At 63.5% G+C, this 20,535-nt stretch carries 17 protein-coding genes and 1 pseudogene; 9 read left to right on the plus strand and 9 right to left on the minus strand.

Annotation, left to right across the window (positions count from 1 at the left end; translation table 11 throughout):
* Positions 1-29: 29 nt before the first annotated feature.
* From RMCB_RS11400 to RMCB_RS11425, 6 genes are read left to right on the plus strand one after another with little or no spacing between them, the layout of a single operon-like run.
* Positions 30-1,934: a hydantoinase/oxoprolinase family protein gene (locus tag RMCB_RS11400; protein ID WP_062828848.1), complete on the plus strand. Its 1,905-nt coding sequence runs from the start codon at positions 30-32 to the stop codon at positions 1,932-1,934.
* A gap of 28 nt (positions 1,935-1,962) precedes the next feature.
* On the plus strand, positions 1,963-2,391 hold the full coding sequence (locus RMCB_RS11405; RefSeq protein ID WP_062828849.1) for an acetone carboxylase subunit gamma: 429 nt from the start codon (positions 1,963-1,965) through the stop codon (positions 2,389-2,391).
* Between the two features lie 34 nt (positions 2,392-2,425).
* Complete coding sequence (locus RMCB_RS11410) at positions 2,426-4,555, plus strand: hydantoinase/oxoprolinase family protein (protein WP_062828850.1); 2,130 nt, start codon at positions 2,426-2,428, stop codon at positions 4,553-4,555.
* 26 nt (positions 4,556-4,581) lie between these two features.
* A complete protein-coding gene (locus tag RMCB_RS11415) occupies positions 4,582-6,894 on the plus strand; it encodes a hydantoinase B/oxoprolinase family protein (RefSeq protein WP_062828851.1) in 2,313 nt (770 codons plus the stop codon).
* Between the two features lie 57 nt (positions 6,895-6,951).
* Positions 6,952-7,746, plus strand: coding sequence for a hypothetical protein (locus tag RMCB_RS11420; protein WP_062828852.1), 795 nt, complete (start codon positions 6,952-6,954; stop codon positions 7,744-7,746).
* A 16-nt stretch (positions 7,747-7,762) separates the two neighbouring features.
* On the plus strand, positions 7,763-8,806 hold the full coding sequence (locus RMCB_RS11425) for a zinc-dependent alcohol dehydrogenase family protein (protein WP_062828853.1): 1,044 nt from the start codon (positions 7,763-7,765) through the stop codon (positions 8,804-8,806).
* A gap of 102 nt (positions 8,807-8,908) precedes the next feature.
* Here the strand turns inward: RMCB_RS11425 and RMCB_RS11430 are convergent, their stop codons facing one another.
* On the minus strand, positions 8,909-9,826 hold the full coding sequence (locus RMCB_RS11430) for an MFS transporter (protein ID WP_072278449.1): 918 nt from the start codon (positions 9,824-9,826) through the stop codon (positions 8,909-8,911).
* 32 nt (positions 9,827-9,858) lie between these two features.
* On the opposite strand from RMCB_RS11430, the gene RMCB_RS11435 reads away from it, so the two are divergent.
* Positions 9,859-10,290, plus strand: a complete 432-nt coding sequence (locus tag RMCB_RS11435) for an FAD-dependent monooxygenase (protein WP_072278450.1) — start codon at positions 9,859-9,861, stop codon at positions 10,288-10,290.
* A gap of 148 nt (positions 10,291-10,438) precedes the next feature.
* Here RMCB_RS11435 and RMCB_RS11440 read toward each other — a convergent pair.
* Both RMCB_RS11440 and RMCB_RS11445 read right to left on the minus strand, forming a co-directional pair.
* Positions 10,439-10,558: pseudogene (locus RMCB_RS11440) on the minus strand (IS3-like element ISMyma8 family transposase); the annotation flags it as partial.
* 88 nt (positions 10,559-10,646) lie between these two features.
* Complete coding sequence (locus RMCB_RS11445) at positions 10,647-11,543, minus strand: aldo/keto reductase (RefSeq protein ID WP_062828855.1); 897 nt, start codon at positions 11,541-11,543, stop codon at positions 10,647-10,649.
* A gap of 83 nt (positions 11,544-11,626) precedes the next feature.
* Here RMCB_RS11445 and RMCB_RS11450 point away from each other — a divergent pair, with 83 nt between their 5' ends.
* On the plus strand, positions 11,627-12,175 hold the full coding sequence (locus RMCB_RS11450) for a TetR/AcrR family transcriptional regulator (RefSeq protein ID WP_234792071.1): 549 nt from the start codon (positions 11,627-11,629) through the stop codon (positions 12,173-12,175).
* A 211-nt stretch (positions 12,176-12,386) separates the two neighbouring features.
* On the opposite strand, the gene RMCB_RS36265 is transcribed toward RMCB_RS11450, so the two are convergent.
* From RMCB_RS36265 to RMCB_RS11465, 4 genes are all read right to left on the minus strand, one after another.
* Positions 12,387-12,701, minus strand: a complete 315-nt coding sequence (locus RMCB_RS36265) for a serine hydrolase (RefSeq protein ID WP_201028273.1) — start codon at positions 12,699-12,701, stop codon at positions 12,387-12,389.
* Between the two features lie 60 nt (positions 12,702-12,761).
* A complete protein-coding gene (locus tag RMCB_RS36270) occupies positions 12,762-13,256 on the minus strand; it encodes a serine hydrolase (RefSeq protein WP_201028274.1) in 495 nt (164 codons plus the stop codon).
* A gap of 205 nt (positions 13,257-13,461) precedes the next feature.
* A complete protein-coding gene (locus tag RMCB_RS11460; protein ID WP_062828857.1) occupies positions 13,462-13,878 on the minus strand; it encodes a carboxymuconolactone decarboxylase family protein in 417 nt (138 codons plus the stop codon).
* Between the two features lie 200 nt (positions 13,879-14,078).
* The gene (locus RMCB_RS11465) at positions 14,079-14,690 is read right to left on the minus strand and encodes a class I SAM-dependent methyltransferase (protein WP_063979605.1); all 612 of its coding nucleotides are present in this window, start codon (positions 14,688-14,690) and stop codon (positions 14,079-14,081) included.
* A gap of 62 nt (positions 14,691-14,752) precedes the next feature.
* Here RMCB_RS11465 and RMCB_RS11470 point away from each other — a divergent pair, with 62 nt between their 5' ends.
* The gene (locus RMCB_RS11470) at positions 14,753-15,406 is read left to right on the plus strand and encodes a TetR/AcrR family transcriptional regulator (protein WP_062828859.1); all 654 of its coding nucleotides are present in this window, start codon (positions 14,753-14,755) and stop codon (positions 15,404-15,406) included.
* Between the two features lie 57 nt (positions 15,407-15,463).
* Here RMCB_RS11470 and RMCB_RS11475 read toward each other — a convergent pair whose 3' ends face one another.
* Together RMCB_RS11475 and RMCB_RS11480 are read right to left on the minus strand one after the other, a co-directional pair.
* Positions 15,464-16,600, minus strand: coding sequence for a DUF4185 domain-containing protein (locus RMCB_RS11475; RefSeq protein ID WP_062828860.1), 1,137 nt, complete (start codon positions 16,598-16,600; stop codon positions 15,464-15,466).
* 299 nt (positions 16,601-16,899) lie between these two features.
* Positions 16,900-20,478: a choice-of-anchor D domain-containing protein gene (locus RMCB_RS11480; protein WP_062828861.1), complete on the minus strand. Its 3,579-nt coding sequence runs from the start codon at positions 20,476-20,478 to the stop codon at positions 16,900-16,902.
* Positions 20,479-20,535: the final 57 nt, after the last annotated feature.

A 20,535-nucleotide genomic window follows, 5' to 3' on the forward strand; every position in this document is an offset into this window, starting at 1 on the left:
GATATGCGAATTTCCACGAACGGAGCGCCATGGGCACCCTCATCAACATCGACAACGGCGGCACGCTGACCGACATCTGCGTCTGGGACGGGAACGCGTTCACCTTCACCAAGACGCTGACGACCCCCCACGACCTCTCAGAGTGCCTGTTCACCGGCATCGAGAAAGCGTCGAACGCACTGTACGGCGAGGCCGACATCACCAGGCTGTTGCACGCCACCGAGCACATCCGGTACTCCACGACACAAGGCACCAACGCGTTGGTGGAACGCCGTGGCCCGATGATCGGCATTCTCACCACCATCGGCGGCCTCGATGCGGGCATGCAGCGTGATGACGCCGAGAAGAAACTGTTCACCGGATTGGTCGGCGACCGCTTCCTGACCGTCGCCGCTGAGGCCGATCTCGAGTTCGACGCGGTGCAGAAGATCAACCGGCTCACCACCCTCGGCGCCGCGCGTGTCGTAGTCGCCGCCGCCACGCCCGAGGAGGAACGACGGCTGCGGCACGTGCTGCTGCGCAAGTTCCCCCGCCACCTACTCGGTTCGGTGCCGCTGATCTACAGCTGGGAATTGGCCGGCGACCGCAACGACGCCCGCCGGGTGTGGTCGTGCGTGGTCAACGCGTTCCTGCACCCCACGATGGAACGGTTTCTCTACAGCGCCGAACGGCGACTGCAGGCCTACAAGGTGGTCAACCCCCTGCTGGTCTACCGCAACGACGGAGCCTCCTCCCGAGTCGCGAAATCGATCGCGCTCAAGACCTATTCGTCAGGTCCGCGCGGCGGACTGGAAGGTACCGCAGCGCTGGCGCAGGTCTACAACCTTCCGCACGCCCTGATGATGGACATCGGAGGCACCACCACCGATGTCGGCGTGGTCGAAGGTGGTGCGGTCGCCGTCGCCGAACGGGGTGGCATCGAGGGGGTATCCATCTCCTACCCGATGAGCGACGTGACGTCGTCAGGCGTCGGCGGATCGTCGGTGATCCAGGTGGTCGACGGCCAGATCACCGTCGGCCCACAGTCGGTGGGCGCCGCACCCGGACCGGCCTGCTTCGGCTTCGGCGGCAAACGAGCCACCATCACCGACGTCAACCTGCTGCTGGGCATCCTCGACCCCGACACCTACCTCGATGGCACATTCACCCTCGACCCCAGCCGATCTCGCGCGGTGATAACCGAGACGATCGCTCAGCCACTCGGAATCCCGTTGGAAGAAGCGCTGATCCGGATGGAGCACGCGTACTTCCAGGCTCTGTCGGAGTCGTTCGCAGCACTCGTCACCGAAGACACCACGCTGCTCGCCTTCGGCGGCGCCGGACCGATGAGTGCCACCGGCGCAGCCCGGCTGGCAGGAGTCAAACAGGTTCTCGTACCCCGCACCGCGGCCGTGTTCTCGGCGTTCGGTATCTCGTTCTCGGACATCGGCAAGACCTACGAGGTCATCGTCGCCGAACCCACCACCGCGGCCGCCACCGAAACCCACGACACACTGCTCGCCCGCGCCGAACGTGACATGTTCCAGGAGGGCTACGCGCTGGCCGATTGCGAGACATCCTGGCAGCTGCTGGTCGAAAGCGTCGAGGACGGATCGGTATCGCGACTGCCCTACGAGCCTGGCGACGAAGTGGACTACCCAGGCGCGGTCGTCTCACTACAGCTCAATGCCACTGCGCCACTGACGCATCCACACCTCACTGCTGATGCTGCGGTGACACCGACCTCAGCACTGGCGGCGGGCACCCGGCAGGTTCGGTCGTCGCCCGTCCGCGTCGACGATGTCGCAGTCTACGTGCTCGACGACCTGAGCCCCGGCGACGCGGGCGAAGGGCCCGCGATCATCGAGGGCCCATTCTTCACGGCTCGAGTACTGCCCGGCTGGTCATTCCGCCGCACTGCCGCAGGCGACCTGCTCCTCAACGACAAGTCCTGACACCAGAACGCAAGAAAGGAGACTTGCCATGCGAGTCCCAATGACCGAATACCTCGTCATCGACCTCGACACCGAACGCTGGGTGTGCCGGGTGTGCACTCAGGACATGGGTTCAGCGCACGACACGTACAAGGCGGGAACTCTTGTCTACGACCGCGATCCGCGCGAGATCCATCAGCCGATCATCGACCCGGAACGCTACGAGTACACCTTCAGCCCCGACCCGACGTACTGCCGGATCCTGGAGTACTACTGCCCGGGCTGCGGCACGCAGATCGAATGTGAGTACCTGCCACCGGGACACCCGCCGGCCGTCGACATGCTCATTGACGTCGCCGCTCTGCGCAAACAGTGGGCCGACCGCGGCCAAGATGCCGAAGCCGTCTTCAACTACGGGCCGGGCGAAGACGCCCAGAAGTACACCGCCGCGCTCAAGGCCGCCGGCCACCTGCATTGATCCTTTGACAGACCTGTACAGGAGAACACCAGATATGAAACGCATTTCGGTCGACATCGGTGGCACCTTCACCGACTGCTTCTTCGTGTGGGACGACATCTACATCGACGCCAAGGCGCTGACCACGCACCACAATCTGGCCGTCGGCTTCAACGATGCACTGGACCTGGCGTGCAAGCGCGCCGGGCTCGACCGCTCCACCGTGCTCTCGGAAGTGGACTCGGTTCGCTACGCCACCACGCTGGGCACCAACGCGCTCATCGAGCGCAACGGGCCAAAGGTGGCGGCCATCGTCACCCACGGGTTCGAGGACACCATCCCGCTCTCCCGCGGCCGGGGCTACGGCGAGGGTCTGGATTACGGTATGCAACAGAACCTTCCGGCCGCAGAACGGCCCGAACCGCTGGTACCTCGGGCGATGATCCGCTCGGTCAAGGAGCGGATCAACTCCGCAGGCAAGATCGTGGCGCGCCTGGATCCCGAGGACGTCCGCACCGTGGTCCGCGAACTCGTGGACGCAGGCGCCGAAGCGATCGTGGTGTCGCTGGTCAACGCCACCGAAAACCCTGAGCACGAGCTCGCGATCCAGGAGATCATCCTCGACGAGTTTCCGCCGCACGAACTCGGCGCGATCCCGGTGCTGCTCGGCCATCAGGTGTCAGGCCGCAAGGGCGAATACGTGCGCGCGACGTCGACGATCATCGACGGCTACCTGCACGAGATCATGTTCCACGCGCTGGCACAGCTGTCGAGCAACCTACGCGACTTCGGGTACGACAAGCCGATGCTGGTGATCCACAACTCCGGCGGCATGGCGCAAATGAACTCCACGGACGCGTTGCAGACCATCCACTCCGGCCCCATCGCCGGTGTGGGTGCCGCCGAGCATCTTTCGAACGAAACAGGGATCGGCCACGTCATAGCCACCGACATGGGCGGCACATCGTTCGACATCGGTCTGGTGCCAGAGGGCGGGGTGAAGCACTACGACTTCCTTCCGACGATCGACCGCTGGCTGGTGTCGGTTCCGATGGTTCATCTCGACACCCTGGGCGCCGGCGGGGGTTCCATCGCCACCTATGACCGCATCCACAACTCGGTGAAGATCGGGCCGAAATCGGCCGGTTCGAATCCAGGACCTGCGTGCTACGACCGCGGCGGGCTGAAACCCACGGTCACCGACGCCGACCTCCTGCTCGGCTACCTCGATCCGGACAACTATGCCAACGGCTACATCAAGCTCAACCCGAGACGGTCGCTGTTCGCCATCGAAGAGGAGCTGAGTGACGAGCTCGACATGGATCCGATCGACGTTGCCCGGGTGATCAAGGACGGCGTCGACGAGCAGATGGCCATCGGAATCGGTAAGGAGCTGCGCGTGCGCGGCTACCTGCCGGAGGACTTCACCATGCTGGCCTACGGCGGCAACGGCCCGCTGCACGCCTGCGGTGTCGCCCGCCATGCCGGGATCAAACGTGTTCTGGCCCCGCCGTTCTCGTCGGTGTTCTCAGCGTGCGGCGCCGGCAACATGAAACAGCTGCACTTCCACGAACGGGGCGTGCACGTGACGATGTACAACGCCACCACGAGGGCTCTGTTCGAGGACTACGACGAGTTCAATTCCGTGGTCTCGGAGTTGGAGGCCCAGGGCTGCGAAGACCTGATCCGCCAGGGCTTCTCTGCCGAAGACGTCAAGTTCCGACTGGAGCTGGACATGCGCTACGGCAATCAGCTGCTCACCCAGGCAGTGGCACTCTCGGATATCAACCGCATCAATGGCGTTGGCGATGTGCTGGAGATCATCAAGACCTTCGGTGATGTGTACAGCCACCGGTTCGGGGCATCCTCAGCTGCGCCGGAGGCCGGAATCCGGTGTAACACCGTCCGGGTCGCGTCCTACGTCAACGGCGACGTGGTGAACTTCGAAGCCCTCGAGGACAGCCGGGCCCGCACCGCCGCGGTGCCGGTGGGCACCCGCAAGGCCTACTTCATCGGCGTCGACGACCCCATCGAGACACCAGTCTATGGCGAGGAAGCCCTCACCCCCGACAGTGTCATCGCCGGCCCGGCAATCGTCACGACCGAGAACACCACGTTTCTCGTCGAACCCGGCTGGCGCCTCGAACCCACTGTCCAGGGCGCCGTGTGGTTCCTGCAGGACTGACCCCAAACTCCAAGTAAGGACACGATATGACCACAGTCAACGAACGACCGGCCGGCAAGCTCACCGCGGAGGAACAGCAGTGGGTCGACCAGTTCATGGACGAGACCACGCTGTTCCTCGGACCCGACCCGGGAATCATGCGTAGCCACAGCATCTCGGAACGCTCGCTGCACGAGGAGGTGGCGATCGCCGCCGGCGTGGACCGGCTCCAGGTGGAGCGCATTCGCAAGCGCATCGCCGGCGCCCTCGATGAAGGCTACGAGATGTGCGAGGCACAGGGCGCGGCACCCGGGGCCAAATGGGGTGACCTGACCACCGCCATCTACACGGCCTCCGGCGATGTTTCCTACCTGTCGTGCCACGGTGTCATCGCGTTCAGCGCGATCCTGCACCACCCGATCCGGTACATCATGAAGTACTGGAAGGACGAGCCGACCGTCGGGATCAACCCCGGCGACGGCTTCATCCACAACGATGCCCGGTTCGGCAACGTGCACAACACCGACCAATCGATGATCATGCCGATCATCCGTGACGGCGAGATCATCGCATGGGTGGCAGCCACCATCCACGAAGGCGAGAACGGGGCATGCGAACCCGGTGGCATGCCATCAGGTTCGGAGACGGCGTTCGACGACGGACTGCGGATGAGCCCGTTCAAGATCGTCGAGCGCGGCGAGTTGCGCCGGGATCTCCTGACATTCCTTCAGCATTCGGTTCGCGACCCGAAACTTCAGCTGGCCGACCTGAAGGTGAAGATCACCGCGGTCCGTAAGATCATGGAGCGTATCGACAAGGTGATCGACGAGGTGGGCGTCGACACCTTCGTGGCCGCGCTGCGCACCACGGTCGAGGACGTCGACGCCGAGGTTCGCCGTCGCATCGCCGAACTGCCCGACGGGACATACCGTTTCGACCAGTTCATGGACAGCACACTCAAGGAGAACATCCTCATCAAGTTCGCGTGCAAGATCACGGTCAAGGGCGATCACATGACCGTGGATCTGCGCGGAACGGGCCCGGAGATCCTCAACCGCGCCATCAACTCACCGCTGTGTTCGGTGAAATCGATGATGATGCAGGCTATCCTGGCGTTCTGGTGGCCGGACTTGCCGCGGTGCACGGCAGCGATGAGTTGCATCGACATCATCTCCGACGAAGGCACCTGGGCGGACGCGTCGTACGACGCCCCGATGGGTCAGTCACTGCAGGCCTCGTTCCGCGGCTTCTCCTGCATGCAGGCGCTCTACAGCCGGATGTCGTTCTCCACTCCGCACAAGTACTCCAACGTGGTGGCCAACTGGTTCAACCAGATCAACACGTTCCTGTGGGGCGGCATCACCCAGCATGGCGACATGGTGGGCAACCTGTGCGCCGATCTCAACGGGATGCCGGGCGGCGCGAAGCCGTTCCGGGACGGCGAAGACGCTGTTTCCCCGCTGTTCTGCGCGATGGCCGACACGGCCGAGCAGGAGGTGATGGAGGAGGAAGTGCCGTTCATGCAGCTGGTCGCCAAGCGGCTGGTGCGCGACAACATGGGCTTCGGCAAGTTCACCGGCGGAATGGGCTACGAAATGATCGTGGCCGCCGAGGGCACACCGCAGTGGGGATTCATGACGGTTACCTCGGGCGCCAAGTTCTCGTCGATCTACGGCATGTACGGCGGATACGGCTGCGGCACCTACCCGTTGGCGATGGTCAAGGGCACCAACGTCTACGAACATTTTCGGCGGGACAACAAGACGTTCGACCTGTCGATCGAGAAGGTCATGAACGAGCGGCCCTTCCCCGACGGCCGCTACTCCACGTATCACATGGGTCTGCAGTTCGACCTGGCCAAGGACGGCGAGCTCTACATGATCAGCCAGGGCGCAGGCGGTGGTTACGGCGATCCGTTGGAGCGCTCGCCGGAGGCCGTGGTCCGCGACGCCGAGCTCGGGCGGATCAGCCAGAAGGTCGCCGAAGACATCTTCGGAGTCCGATACGAGCCCACGACATTTCGTCTCGACGTCGCCGGCACCGAGGCGGCACGCGCCGCTGCGCGCAAGGACCGGCTGCGACGGGGAAAGCCGTTCGCCGAGTTCTGCCAGGAGTTCGTTACTCCCGAACCACCGAAAGACCTGCCGTACTACGGCTCGTGGGGAACCTGGACCGAGGACAACCCCGACATCACCGCGACCGTGTACTCGATCGACGGTCCAGAGCGGGTATGCGCACCCCTGGCCGAGCTTCCGATCGTGATGGTTCCGGACCGCCGCGAAGTCAAGATCGGCAAGCTCGAAGCCCGCATCGCCGAACTCGAAGCCAAGCACGGCGAGCAGGTCGCACGACTCACCTGAGATCGATGGCGGCCCCGGATTGTCCTGGGGCCGCCACCAGCCCAGAAAGGCACTTCCATGAGTGTGAAATCGTTGATGGCGGACACGCCGAGCGGGCGACGCCGGCCACTACTGATCGACGATGCCGAGTACTCCACCGCGGTGGTACGCCAGGGCACGCCGATTCCGTGGACCGAGACCGCCTTGGCGGTCGGACATTTCGAACAAGTGAGGGCTCTACTCGATCCAGATGCACTCTGGGTCGACGTCCAACGGCTGCTCACCGCGCACACCGGCGCACGCCCCGACCTCGTCGCGGCGATGGGCGCACGCACCCGCACCGGTTATCCATTACGGACCCTGCTAACGAATGCCGAGGTCCTGTCAGCGTGTCGGGAGACGCTCGAGACGGTGGCGAAGACAGCACGGCGCCAGTTGCTCCTGCATCTTCCGTCGCCGGCATCCTGGCTCGCCTCGGCGCACCTGATGGCCGGCAATCCATTGGATGCAGTCGACGCCGACCGGGCCGACAGTGCGTCGGTGTACATCGCTGAATGGCTGGGGCAGCTCGGAACGCTTCCGATCGCCCTGACACTGCTCGATGCCCGCGATGCCCCGTTCTCAGAATTCCTGGCGCCCTACTCCGCCGTGGCCAACGTGGCCTCGCACTTCGACTGGACGCTGGCGATGTGGAACGTCGACGGAATCGAGACGGCTGCAGGCAATCCCAACATCGGTGTGCTCGGACCCGAGTTCTGGACCGGCGATGCGGAGGACGCCCGCGCCGTCCCGGCGGCCGATGTATTGGTCACCTCCATTCCCGCGACGGCGTCACCCGAACATGTCCTCGACCAACTGACCAAGCTCACCTGAACTGAGGAAGACAGCAATGAAAGCAATGGTTTACCACGGCGGTGGAAAGGCCTCCTGGGAAGACGTACCGGATGCCGAACTCATCGATCCGGCTGACGCGATCATTCGGGTCGACGCCGTCACAATCTGCGGGACCGACCTGCACATCCTGCGTGGCCATGTCCCTACCGTGGACACAGGGCGAATCCTCGGCCACGAGGCGGTGGGAACCGTGACCGCCATCGGATCAAACGTGCGTCGGCTCGCAATCGGCGACCGGGTCTTGGTCTCCTGCATCAGTTCGTGCGGAAGCTGTCGATACTGCCGTCGCGCCAGCTATGGCCAGTGCACGGGCGGAGGCGGATGGATCCTGGGGAACCGGATCGACGGTACCCAGGCCGAGTTCGTACGAGTTCCATTCGCGGACAACTCGACACACAAGGTTCCCGATGGCGTGGACGATGAGAACATGATCACGCTGGCGGATCTGCTCCCGACGGGGTACGAAGTCGGGGCCATCAACGGCAGGGTCCGACCGGCGGACACCGTCGCCGTTGTGGGTGCTGGACCGATCGGCCTGGCAGCCATCATGACGTCCCAGTTGTTCAGCCCGAGCCACGTCGTAGCCATAGACCTGGCCGACACTCGGCTGGAGGCTGCGCGCAAGTTCGGAGCGGATGTCGTCATCAATCCAAGCCGGCAAGACCCGCTGGCGGCCATCGCGGACTTGACAAGCGGCGCGGGTGCAGACGTGGCAATGGAAGCGGTCGGAACCGCCGCAACCTTCGAACTCGCCGTGCGACTGGTCCGCCCGGGTGGACACATCGCCAATATCGGGGTGCACGGTGGGCCCGCAACACTTCATCTCGAGGACATCTGGATCAAGAACCTCACCATCACCACAGGTCTGGTCGACACCTATTCGACGCCGGACCTTGTCGACCTGGTCGCCGCGCACAAACTCGATACCTCCGCCATGGTCACGCATCGCTACCACTTTGACGAATTCGAGACCGCTTATACAGAATTCGCCGACGCCGCCACTACCGGAGCCCTCAAAGTTCTGCTCACCCCGAACTGACGGGCGCAGTTCACCTGTTCGGTGTGCATCAAAATCCGGGTGTTGACCACTGCGGGCTGACGAGGCTGCATCCCTGTCAGCCCGCAGATGGTAGGAACATTCTCAAAGGGCCAGCTGTGCGGCCATCCGGCGTTGCCTGGCCGTGAGAATCGAGATCGCCACGAGAGAGACCGCACCAACAACGGCCCAGTACGTGGAGATCGCCGCGGATGTCTGGAACGTCTCGAACAGTGCTGCACAGATTGTGGGGGCGAAGCCTCCGCCGAGGACTGCGCCGAACTGATAGGCGAGCGACATACCGCTGTAGCGTACTTCGGGCGCGAACAGCTCGGCGAACATTGCTGCTAGCGGACCGTACATCGTGTTGAGGGTGACTTGACTGACAATGAGCGCAATCCCCATAGCCACACTAGATTTGGAGTTGAACAGCCAGAAGAAGGGGAACACCCACAGCAGGTGGAGGACAGCACCGGTGATGAAGACGCGTCCTCTACCGACACGGTCCGAGATGTAGCCCGCAAGGAGAGTGACCGGGATCGACGCCGCCGCCGAAGCTACGATGCCGACGAGAATGGTCTCGCGCCTCAAGCCGAGGACAGTCGTGCCGTACGACAGACCGTAGGTCGACGCAATGTAGTAGCCCGCGTTGACGATCATGAATGCGGCACCGGCCAAGAGGATCTCGATGGGATAGCGGCGCAGTACGGCCAGCAACGGCGCACTAGTCGCGGCCGGGACCTTGGCGCGTGCCCGCACGAACTCTTCACTGTCTTCGACACGGAAGTGCATGTAGATGGCGATTACCACCAGGATCACGCTGATCAAGAATGGAACTCGCCATGCCCAGGTAAGGAAAGCGTCTGGGAATCCCAGCGTCAGGAACAGGAACGAACCGTTGGCGAAGAGGATACCGAACCCGTTGCCCAACTGAGGGATCGCAGCATAAAGCCCCTTATTACGAGGATCTGCGTTTTCGGTGACAATGAGTACCGATCCGCCCCACTGCCCGCGAGTAGACACGTCTCCGTACGACCTACTGTCGCGGTGGTTCCATGGTCAACATCGTTGCAGTCAGAGAGAGCAGTGATTGGGTAGAGGAATCGTGGACGGTGCCGAGCAGCCAAGCGGCATTGTTGGAGGCTTTCGACGGATGGAATGAAGATCTCATCCGACTGTTCAAGATGTCCGATCCCTCTGAGATCTTCGCTTGGTGCTTATTCGATCGGGATCCCATGTCCCAGTGGGGCAAAGGCCGACTCACATTACTCGGCGATGCCGCCCATCCAATGCTTCCGTTCCTGTCTCAAGGCGCTTCAATGGCGATAGAAGACGCATACGTCCTTGGCAAACTCCTCGGCAGATATCCCGATCCGACGACCGCTTTGAGACTTTACGAGAATGAACGTATCTCACGTACTAGCAAGGTGCAGCTCGCTGCGCGAGAGCGGGGTAAAACCTACCACCTTCCTGCGCGCTGGTCGTAGATCAAGCGAGACGCAATCTACCGCTTGCGGCAAATTTGCGATCCTAACGCCGTTGGTATTCAAGCGAACTGGGTCTACGACTACGACGCGATCAGCAGAGTCGCCGATCTCGGCCGGGCGAAGACGCCGACATGTCGAATCGGCATCAATCGGCGACGGCGTGAGCGACGGGCTCGGGCCCGTTGTCGAAACGCACGTAGTGCGGCGCCCCATGGGTGAGCTCGAGGCGATCCAAGACGTCCACAACGCGATCGGCGTCGATCTTCTTGAGCCGGGCGTTCTCGGCCTCGAGTGCGTCATGCCTGCCATCTGTGCCGCGTAGTCGGAACGTGCTCTGTACTAACGACGTTCGTTGTTCAGCGAGGGTCCGTGGCTTGGTCGGATACGGCTTCGAGCTGGGCGAGCTGCGCAGCACTCAACGAGATTCCGCCTGTCGCCACATTCTCTTCAAGATGGGTGATCGATCGGGTGCCGGGGATCAGCAGCGTATTGGCGGCGTGTGCCAACAACCAAGCGAGCCCGACTTGAGCGGCGGTGGCCCCGGAATCTGCCGCGACTTGCTTGACGACGTCATTGTCGGCGACCTTGGGGAAGCTGGCAAACGATGATCCGAGGGGAAAGAAGGGCACCCAGGCGATACCACGGTCCAGGCACAGCTGCAGAACATCTTCGTGTCGGCGGTCGAGCAGGCTGTAGGCGTTTTGTACGCACACGATGTCTGCGGGCAGTGCGCGTATCAACGTCGCGGCGTCAACGTGGCTCAGACCGATGGCGCCGATCTTGCCCTCGTCACGCAGGGCGATCATTTCCGCAAGTTGGTCGTCGAGATCGACGGCTTGATCTCCTTCGGCGATCAAGCCCGGGGCAATGTCGGCGCGCCGGAGGTTCACCACGGACACCTGCTCCAGACCTAGTTGTACGAGATCCCGTTCGACCGCGACGCGTAACTCTGCTGGCTTCTGCGCGAGGGTCAACGACGGCGCACCTGGTACTGAGCGGGCACCGACCTTGCTGACGACGACCAACCCGTCCGCGTACGGAGACAACGCCTGCCGGATGCGGCGGTTGACCTCGCCATCGTCGTAGAACGAGGCGGTGTCGACGTGGTTGACGCCAAGGTCGATCGCTCGCCGAAGCAGTGCGACCGCGTCCTCAACCGCTCCGCGCCCAATCCCCATTGCGCCATACCCGACCCTGGCGACGGTGTGAGTCGCAATTCGGCCAGGACCACCTGGCTGCCGATCGTGAACCATGTATCTCCTAGGGAATAATGGTTGTTGCGGAGGCCCCTCCGCTTAAGGATGAGACTATCAGTATCGGAGGTTCCTCCGCTTTGGTGACATCGACTCGCTCCGATGCCCGCCGCAACCGCGACCGGCTTTTGGCAGCCGCCACTGCGGCCTACTCCGCTGGTGACGGCGCGCCCACGTTGGAGGCAATCGCCCGATCGGCCGGCGTCGGCATCGGAACCTTGTATCGGCACTTTCCGACTCGCGACGCTCTTGTCGAGGCGGTGTACCGCGCCGAACTAGCCGAGGTGTGCGCAGCCGCGCCCCGACTGCTCGCTCGTCATCCGCCACAAGCCGCTCTGCGCCGATGGTTGTCGCGTTACGCCGAGTTTGTCGCCACGAAGCAGGGTATGGCCGAATCGCTTCATGCCATGGTCGAGTCGGGCAAGGTGGCGGCCGTCGACACCCGGGCCAACCTCACCGCCGCCGTCGCAGCGCTCCTGACTGCAGGAGCATCCGACGGCAGTCTGCGCGCAGACATCCTGGCCGACGACGTAGTGTCGAGCATGGTCGGTGTTGTGCTGACCAGCACGTCGAGCGCGCAAGCGCACCGCATGTTTGACCTCCTTGTCGACGGCATCGTCACCACGCGGTGAATCACTGGGGAACACATCAGCTTCTGTCGACCGAGTTGCCGATCACGGTAAGCATGCTGTACACCTCGTCATGCCACTGCCGGTGGCTGTCGAGTCCATCGGCGAGCTCAGCCTCACTAGGAGGGCTTCCACCCTTAGCCGCCAAGCCATTTCGCAGCGGGCATGTGTTGGACTACCAGATCGTTCGCCGTAAAGGGCCGATATCGGTCGGTCATGAGCTTGTGGCCCATTGCACGAATAACCGACCTGCTTCCCGCAGAACCGCTTCCCGCTCATCGGAGGGTTTGCCTGGGGCGTCGTAGTACGCGGCCACCAGAAGGGGCGGCCGCTCGGCTGGACGGGCCAGTAGATAGTCGTTGGTCTCGTTTTCGACGTTGGTGCCAGGTCGGTCAGCACCTTGCCAGCCCTCGGGCAATGCCGCGCGTAGGCGGTTGAGACCAGGCGTGCAGTTCGCCATCCCGTGTTCCAGGATGGCCTGAGACGTCGCAGTGAGCACGTCACCCAGCAACAGCCGCTGTGCGGTCATCACGATTGCGCGCGGCGACGTGGTGTCGAGCGCACCGTCGGCTCGATTCGACTCAGGCTCTTAGCGATCAGAGCGGGTCACGTTGTCACCCAATTCGCGCACGAATTGGGTCAGGCCAGCAGGACCGCCGGCGCCGCGCATCAACAACACAGCCGCCGTATTGTCACTCTGCTCAAGGATCGCTTGTAGCAGCGTGCCGACGGGTAACGCTCCATACGCAGCGTTGGCTTGGGTCACCGGCGAGGTGAAGAGAAGGTCTTGTCGGGTGTAGGGAACAATGCGATCGAGTTGTTCCCGACCTGAATCGATGCGCGCCAGTATCTGTCCTGCCAACAGCCCTTTGAAGGTGCTGCACATGAGAAACCGCTCGTCGGCACGCCATTCCAGCGTCCGCCCCGACCCAGTGTCCAGCGCGAATACACCGAGACGGCCCCCGTGCAGCTGTTCGACACCGGCCAACGACAGCGGTGCCGACAACGCCCTGGGCGCCGCGAAGACGCCTGCCAGCAGAGGTAACCCGAGCATCAAGTTCCGCCGCCTGATCGCACGGATCACGATTCGTCCCTTGTCTGCAGTGGCGGATCGGCGGGCCCCGGCCAAATGACAGCTTGGGCCACTACCACGCCGCGGCCCGACGATCGGTACCGCGGAACTTGCGTGCTCATGGATTACATTGTCACACAGTCTATCTGGAAGGAGCCTGGGCCGCCGACCACAGCTTGTGCGGGTGCAGCCCACACCCGCGCTCGCCACGTAGCGGTCAGACCTTCTCGCCCAACGCAATACGTAACCGGGTCAGCGCATTCATCAAGCTGATGCTCGCGGTGAGGTCGACCAAATCCCTCTCCGAAAACACCGCGGCCAGCCGCGCCCGCAGATCTTCGAGGTCCCCGCACGAGGTGGTCAACGCCTCAGTCCATTCCAGGACCAGCAGCTGCTTGGCATCAAACGCCGACGAATGGCGCCAGCCTGGAATCTTGTCGATGACAGACTGATCCACACCCATCTGCCGCAACTCCCCCGCGTGAAAGGCGCAGCAGTATGCACATCCGACCAGCTGGGCAACACGGAGTTCGGCCAATGCGACCAGCGCCTCCTCGACCTCCGAGACACGAATGGCGTGGTGTGCCTTGTACAGGTGGCCGATCACGTCCTTGGAGACCGACTTGTAATCCACGAAATTCGCTCCCTGGCCCCGCCCAGCGCCGCTCGCCGGATCATCGCCTAGGCCAACTCCCACACGGCGCGCAATATTCCTGGGGCTCCAGAACGCTCGGCACAGCCGGCCACTGACTGCTTCTGATGGACGCTGGACGCGTCTCGGACCGTAAACCTCAGCTGCGCAAGGGCATACACGTCAACGAGTCCATGCCGGCCCTAAGAGGCATAACGGAGCCGGTACCAATTCGGCGCGGCCTTGCTTAGCGGTTTCGGCATTCCCTGGGTCGACGCCGGCTCGACGTCGGTGACCGCCCAACCGGCGAAAACACCTTCGAGCTCATGCCGATTGGAGCCACGAGGAAAGGGCCGCGGTAGAGCGGCAAGCGAAAAGGCCAACATCAACAGGGTGGCGCCAGATGCCGCCAACGACGTGACGCCCTGCGCCATGCTCAGTCGCTGAGCGGGGTCGAGGCCGTGATAGCACCCGACATCGAGGAAGAAATCGTATCCAGCGCCGAGCTGGTCAGGTCCGAGGCGCGTGACATCGGCCTTGACGATCGGCACTGACAGTCCCAGCTCCTCGATGCGGCGCCGTGCCCGCGTAACAGCCTGCGGGATGAATTCGACGCCGGTGACCGCCCAGCCCCTGATTGCCAGTTCGGCGGCGTATCTTCCTGAGCCACAGCCCAAATCGAGTGCCTTGCCCGGCCCTCCGCGCTCGGCTTCCTCTCGGTCGAACAACTCGGCCAGCTTGCCGCTCTCGGCTTCGCCTGCACGCTCCCACGGAGTGAATCCTGTCGCGTATGCCAGTCGATAGAACGTGCTCATCGCATCCTCCACATATTCGTTCTAGTCTGACTAGACTTAATATGGAGCTATGATTACCGGCCGTGACCGAACCTGTCAATACGCGCCGCTACGACTCGTCCAAACGCCGAGCCGTTGCCGTCGAGCGCCGTCGGCGGATCGTGGACACGGCAGCACAACTGTTCCTGGCCAACGGCTACGTTCGCACCACGACGGCCGAGATTGCCCAGTCTTCAGGTGTCTCGAATGACCTCATCTTCCGACTCTTCGGCAGTAAGCGCGGGATCTTGAAAGAGGTCATGGACTACGTCATCGGCGGCGACGACGAAGACATCGCAGTTCTCGATCGCCCGGAACCTGAAGCGGTTCGGCAATGCAGTGATCAACGAGAACAGTTGGAGCTGTTCAGCATTGGCATCACCAAGCAGTTGGCACGGGTGGCGCCCTATAGCGCACTTGTCCAGGCAGCCGCAGCCGTCGAACCTGAAATCGAAGGGCTGTGGGCGGACTTGAATCTGCGTCAACGCCGAACCTCCATGACAACGGTGGCCGAATGGCTGGCCGACAACGGCCCGTTGAAAGACTCGAAGACAGTTGAAGACGCCGCTGCGATTCTGTGGACCTTGACCAGCAGCGACGTCTACCTCATGCTGACCAACGACTGGCACTGGACTACCGCGCAGTATGAGCAGTGGCTGCTCCAGATGCTGCTTGCCGCTCTAGTGCCCGAACGATAGCGAGCAGCTGGCGGTCGACCACCCCGGCAACCATCGACGCGCACATGGCGACAGTGGTCAGCGATTGAGGTTGGCGACGAATTGCAACACCCGATAAGGGTTACCGGTGGCAGTGTGCCATTGGCTGACCAATATGACCATCTGGTCGAGCGTGGAGCCGGGAACGATGTAACCGCCGTAGTTTTGCGCCACGCTGTCCTGGGTCGCGATCGTCGTCATCGGGGTCCACGGCGCCGCCACCTGCGTCACATCGTCGGCCACCCGGGCCTCGACGCAGAGGGTTGTCGCGTTGAATCCCGTCAACACCGCCTTGCCCTCGATCAGGCGCAGACTCACCTCGCCGAACAGGTCACTGTTGAGCGGACTCGGGGCCTGATCCCAGCCCCAATCCGGCCCGTCGCCGATCATGCCCCACGCGTGCCAGGTGTTGCGGTCGGTGAACGCGGTCGCCGGACAGCGATACAGCCAGAGTTGGTGATCGCGGGCGAACCCGTCGGCGATGATGTAGACCCAGTTGCCATCCTGGTAGCCGCTGATCTGGGTTTGGTTGCCGCTCTGCCAGTCGGCGGCCCGCCAGGAGCCAGGCACGCTGGCCCAGCACCCCTGCGTGGCGTTGATGCGCACAAGGCGCGTATCGGAGGGAATGAGGTTCGCCGTCCGGGTCACCAGCGCGTAGTCGATCCCGAACACCTGCACCGTGCCGGCCGGCAGCTGGCTGCCCCCGTCGACATGCGGCCAGGTTTCGGCGTACAGGGTGCTGCTCTTGCCGAACGCGAAGTCGAATTCGATGTGGGCGCTGTTGAGGCTGCCGGGCCGCACATGCAGGCCCATCGACCGGCTCCACTCCCCGATACCCACGCCCTGACCGGCAAACGTGTCACCGGCAAGGGCGACCTGACCGCTCGGTGCGATCTCGCAAAGGTCGGTACCGCCCGCGCCGATCACGCCGGTCGGCGTGCCGGTCCCGGCGATTGGCCCGAGATTGATGACTTCCCCGGGAGCTGGCTGCGGCAGGTCGGAAACCATCGCCTCGGCAGCCGCGGCGACCATCTGCTTGAATCGTGGCGGCAGAACTCCGGACTTCGGTGCCGGCACAGCGGGTTTCGCTGGTTTCGGTCGCGCCGTCTTCACTGCTTTCTTCACAGGGCTGCGCCCACCTCGCGCGCCGGCCTTCTCGGTCTGCTTGGCCGCCATGGTGCCCCCTTACCGCGTGTCGGCGGATCCTGCACCGCCGCCTATGACAGATGTTGCCACCGGTCCAGCGCGACACCATGCGTAGTGCTGTACTCCACCACGGACGTAGGGCGTTGTACCGGTTCGGTTTTGGTGCGTGCGCTTTCAGAATGCCCGGCCACCTTTGGACCGAGAACGAAGACGTTGCGTTGCGCCTTGCGCCACAGCGGTTTTGGGAGAACTCCCGGGACAGGTCACATCCGCACTTGGCGGTTCGCCATGGCCGAAACGCGCTCTCCGTTGTTGCCGGCATGGACCCGCTATGTGAGCGCCGTCAGATCGTTGTCGACCCACCCCGGACCGGCGGTGAAGAAGAGCTCATGGATGTGATGGCCGGCGCCGATGAAGAACACATGCTTGCTGTCGTTGCCCAGCGGGTAGCCGGTCAGGCCGGTGGCGGGGATGGGTGGCACCGCGCCGGCGAGGGTGGTCAGGTCGTGGTCCGCCCAACTCCCGCCGGAGTCGATGTCGAGCTCGTGCACGTGACTGTCGGCACCGATGAAGAACACATGCTGACTGCCATTGCCGAGCGGGAACCCGGTCAGGGCGGTGCCCGGCGTGGATATCACGGCGCCAGCCAGAGCGGTCAGGTCGTTGTCCGCCCAGCTCGCGCCGGCACCGGAGCCGATGAAGAGCTCGTGCACATGATTGTCGGTCCCGATGAAGAACACATGCTGACTGTCGTCACCGAGCCGGTAGCTGGTCAGCGCCGTGGCCGGATTGGGTGGCATCGCGCCGGCCAGAGCGGTCAGGTCGTTGTCCGCCCAGCTCGCGCCGGCACCGGAGCCGATGAAGAGCTCGTGCACATGATTGTCGGTCCCGATGAAGAACACATGCTGACTGTCGTCGCCGAGCCGGTGGCTGCTCAGCGCCGTGGTCGGACGGGGCGTCGCTCCGCCGGCCAGAGCCGTCAGGTCGTTGTCCGCCCAGCGCCCATTGGAGCCGATGAAGAGCTCGTGCACATGGCTGTCGGTGCCAACAAAGAACACGTGCTTGCTGTCGTCACCGAGTGCGTGGCCGGTCAGTTCGCTGGTGACAGCAGGCGTCACGGCGCGCGCTAGTGCGGTTACGTCGTTGTAGACCCAGCCTTCGGCGACGGTGAAGTAATACTCATAGACGTCGCCGTCGGTGCCGATGAAGAACACGTGCTTGCTGTCGTCGCTGAGCCGGAAGCCGGCCAGGGCTGTGGTCGGGATAGGAGGCACCGCACTGGCCAAGGTGGTCAGATCGTGGTCCGCCCACACGGAGCCAGCCGCGATATCGAGCTCGTGCAGGAACTTGTCGGTGCCGGTGAAGAAGACATGTTGACTGTCATTGCTGAGCCGGAAGCCTTCGAGAGCGGTGCCCGCCACCGGCAGAGGCGGCCAGCCGGTACCGCTGACACCCACGACGGCCGGGCTGCTCGGATCATTGCTGAAGATCGTCAGTGTCGCAGCTGCGGCTCCTCGATGTGTCGGCTGAAAGCGGATCGGGACCTCGACGGAGCCACCGCCCTCGACCGTCAGCGGCAAGCTGGCTACCTGTGGTGGGACAAAGGTCGGCGCGGACGAGACAATGCCGGTGATGGTCAGCTGACATGGCCCTTGGTTGCTGATGACGAGGTCCAGGTCGGTGAACTTGCCCAGGCGAACCTCACCGAAATCTCCAGCGCCAGGGACCATCAGAGTCAACCGCGGCGCGGGCGCTGTGCCCGACACCACCACGGTTTTGGGCCCGGTCGGGTCGTTGCTCAGAACCGAGATCGTTGACGATTTCGACCCGAAGGTTGTCGGCTGGAAGCGAATCGGCAACTCGATGGAATCGCCGGGGGCAACGACGAGAGGATAAGAAAAAACCCCGGGAGGAACGAAGTCTGGCGACGACGAGCTGACCGCCAGGATCTGCAAATCGCACGGCCCGCGATTGTTCAGTACGAGGCCGCGGTCCACGAATGAGCCCAGACAGGCTTTCCCGAATTGCCCGGCACCCGGGAAAGCGAGCTCAAGGGCAGGCGCGCCACCGGTACCGGTGGCGTCCACATCGAGATTCGGCGTAACGGGGTCGTTGCTGGTGATCCGGATCGTCGCCGTTTCAAAAGCCGACGTTGTCGGCGTGAACTCGATAGTGAAGTCAACCTCGTCGCCCGACTCGATCGTCAACGGCGTCACGGGATTCGGCAAGACGGTGAAATCACCAGACCCAGCGATGTTCGATACCGTATCGACGATCAGGTCGGCGTTGCCAACGTTGAATACCGTCAGCGTCCGATAGGCCCGGCTGCCGGCGCACACCGTAGCGAAGTCGAGATCGTCCTCAAGAGCAACCGCGATCTGTGGCAATTGCGTTGCAACGGTGACAGTGACCGGATCGGACGGAATTCCGTTGGCGATCACGCGCAACTCATAAGAGCCGGTGGGCAAGGACGCCGGAATGTCAATCAGCGTGCTGTGGACGGCGGCGCCGGTGGCTATTCCGAGCGTCGAGAAGTCGAAGCTGCGTACGTAGTGGACGGAGGCGCCCATGGTCAGCTGAACTATCGGGAAGTTGGTGGCCATCTGGGCGTCATCACCGTACGCACACGCTTGGGAGAGGCCGTTGAGCTGCGTTCCGTGAAGCTTGTAATGGTGCCCGACCGCCATCGACGTCGGACAGGACGTGATCGTCGGCCGCCAGCTGGGGTCAGGCGCGACCAGCGCCGCGTCGGGAGTCAGTAGGCTCAGCTTCCCCGCCTCTTCGGAGCTGAACAGGACCTGTCCCGTCGGCAGCAACAAAAACCGTGTCTGCCACGTGTCAGTCGTGTTGTTGGAGGGCTGCTTGTCGAGCGCTACCGGCGTCGCGTTGGTCGCGGGGTCGTAGACGTACACGATCGAGGGGTTCGACCAGAATTGGGTCGCGTTCTTCTCGGCCACCGTGTTCCCGGCTACCAACAGAACCTTGCCGCCCGGCAGCAGAACGCAGGGCGCGTCGATCGCCGTTTGGATGTTGCCGTTGGGGCTGTTGAAGTTATTGCCGCTGGTGTCGGGCGGGAGGTCCGGTCCGGCGGTCCACGACCCGGGTTGGGTTGGACTCCCCGGAGGTATGTACAGCGCGGTGTGCCCCGTCGCACCGATCGCGAACAGGTGCCCGTTGGGCAACACGACCGCGGGACCGATCTCGCTGATGTTGACGCTGACCGGCGGGGTGGCGTTGTTCTGAAGACTCATGAGCGCTAGCTGCTGCGTGAGTGTGGCCGGAGACGAGTCGGCCGGAACCCACGTATCACTGCCGGGATCGTATTTCTGGGTCCGGGGTGGGGCCGCGATGTCGACCGTCAACACGGTGCCGTCCGGCAACAGCGTCCACGTCTCCTCGTCGCTGCCTTCGTCTTTGGTCGTCGCAGCGGTGCCGAACGCGGTTCCCGCTACCGTCCACGTGTCGAGCACGGGATCCCAGATCGCCGATACGTTGCTGGTGAGCCCGCCGCACAGAACGCGTCCGTCGGCCAGGATGCAGGCGGACACGTCGCCATTGATCGCGTCGAAGGCCGGGCTCGGCTTGTTCATGGACGACCACGTGTTGGTCAACGGATCGAAGATCTCGGCCAGCGGGGTGTCGTTGCCCGCGTCGGAGTATTCCCCGCCGATCGCGAACACGCGACCGTCCCTGAGCACCCCGGAGGCGAAAAATTGCCTGGTGTTGGCCATCTTGAAGGGGCCGGCCCACGCGCCGGTGTCGTACTGACCCGCGCCGTCGGGCGTCAGCCGCCACCACTCGGCACCACCGGTGTTGTGAACAAGCACCGATCCGTCGGACAGCAGCAGCATCGTGTCAGGGGTCAGCCCCGCTGGCACCCCACTGATGAGCTTCCACTTGTTCGCCATGGCGAATTCCTTTCTCGTTCCGGGTCTCTGGTTGCGGGGGCGGGTGCAACCCGGCAT

It is taken from the genome of Mycolicibacterium brisbanense (assembly GCF_001570425.1).
GTDB lineage: Bacteria > Actinomycetota > Actinomycetes > Mycobacteriales > Mycobacteriaceae > Mycobacterium > Mycobacterium brisbanense.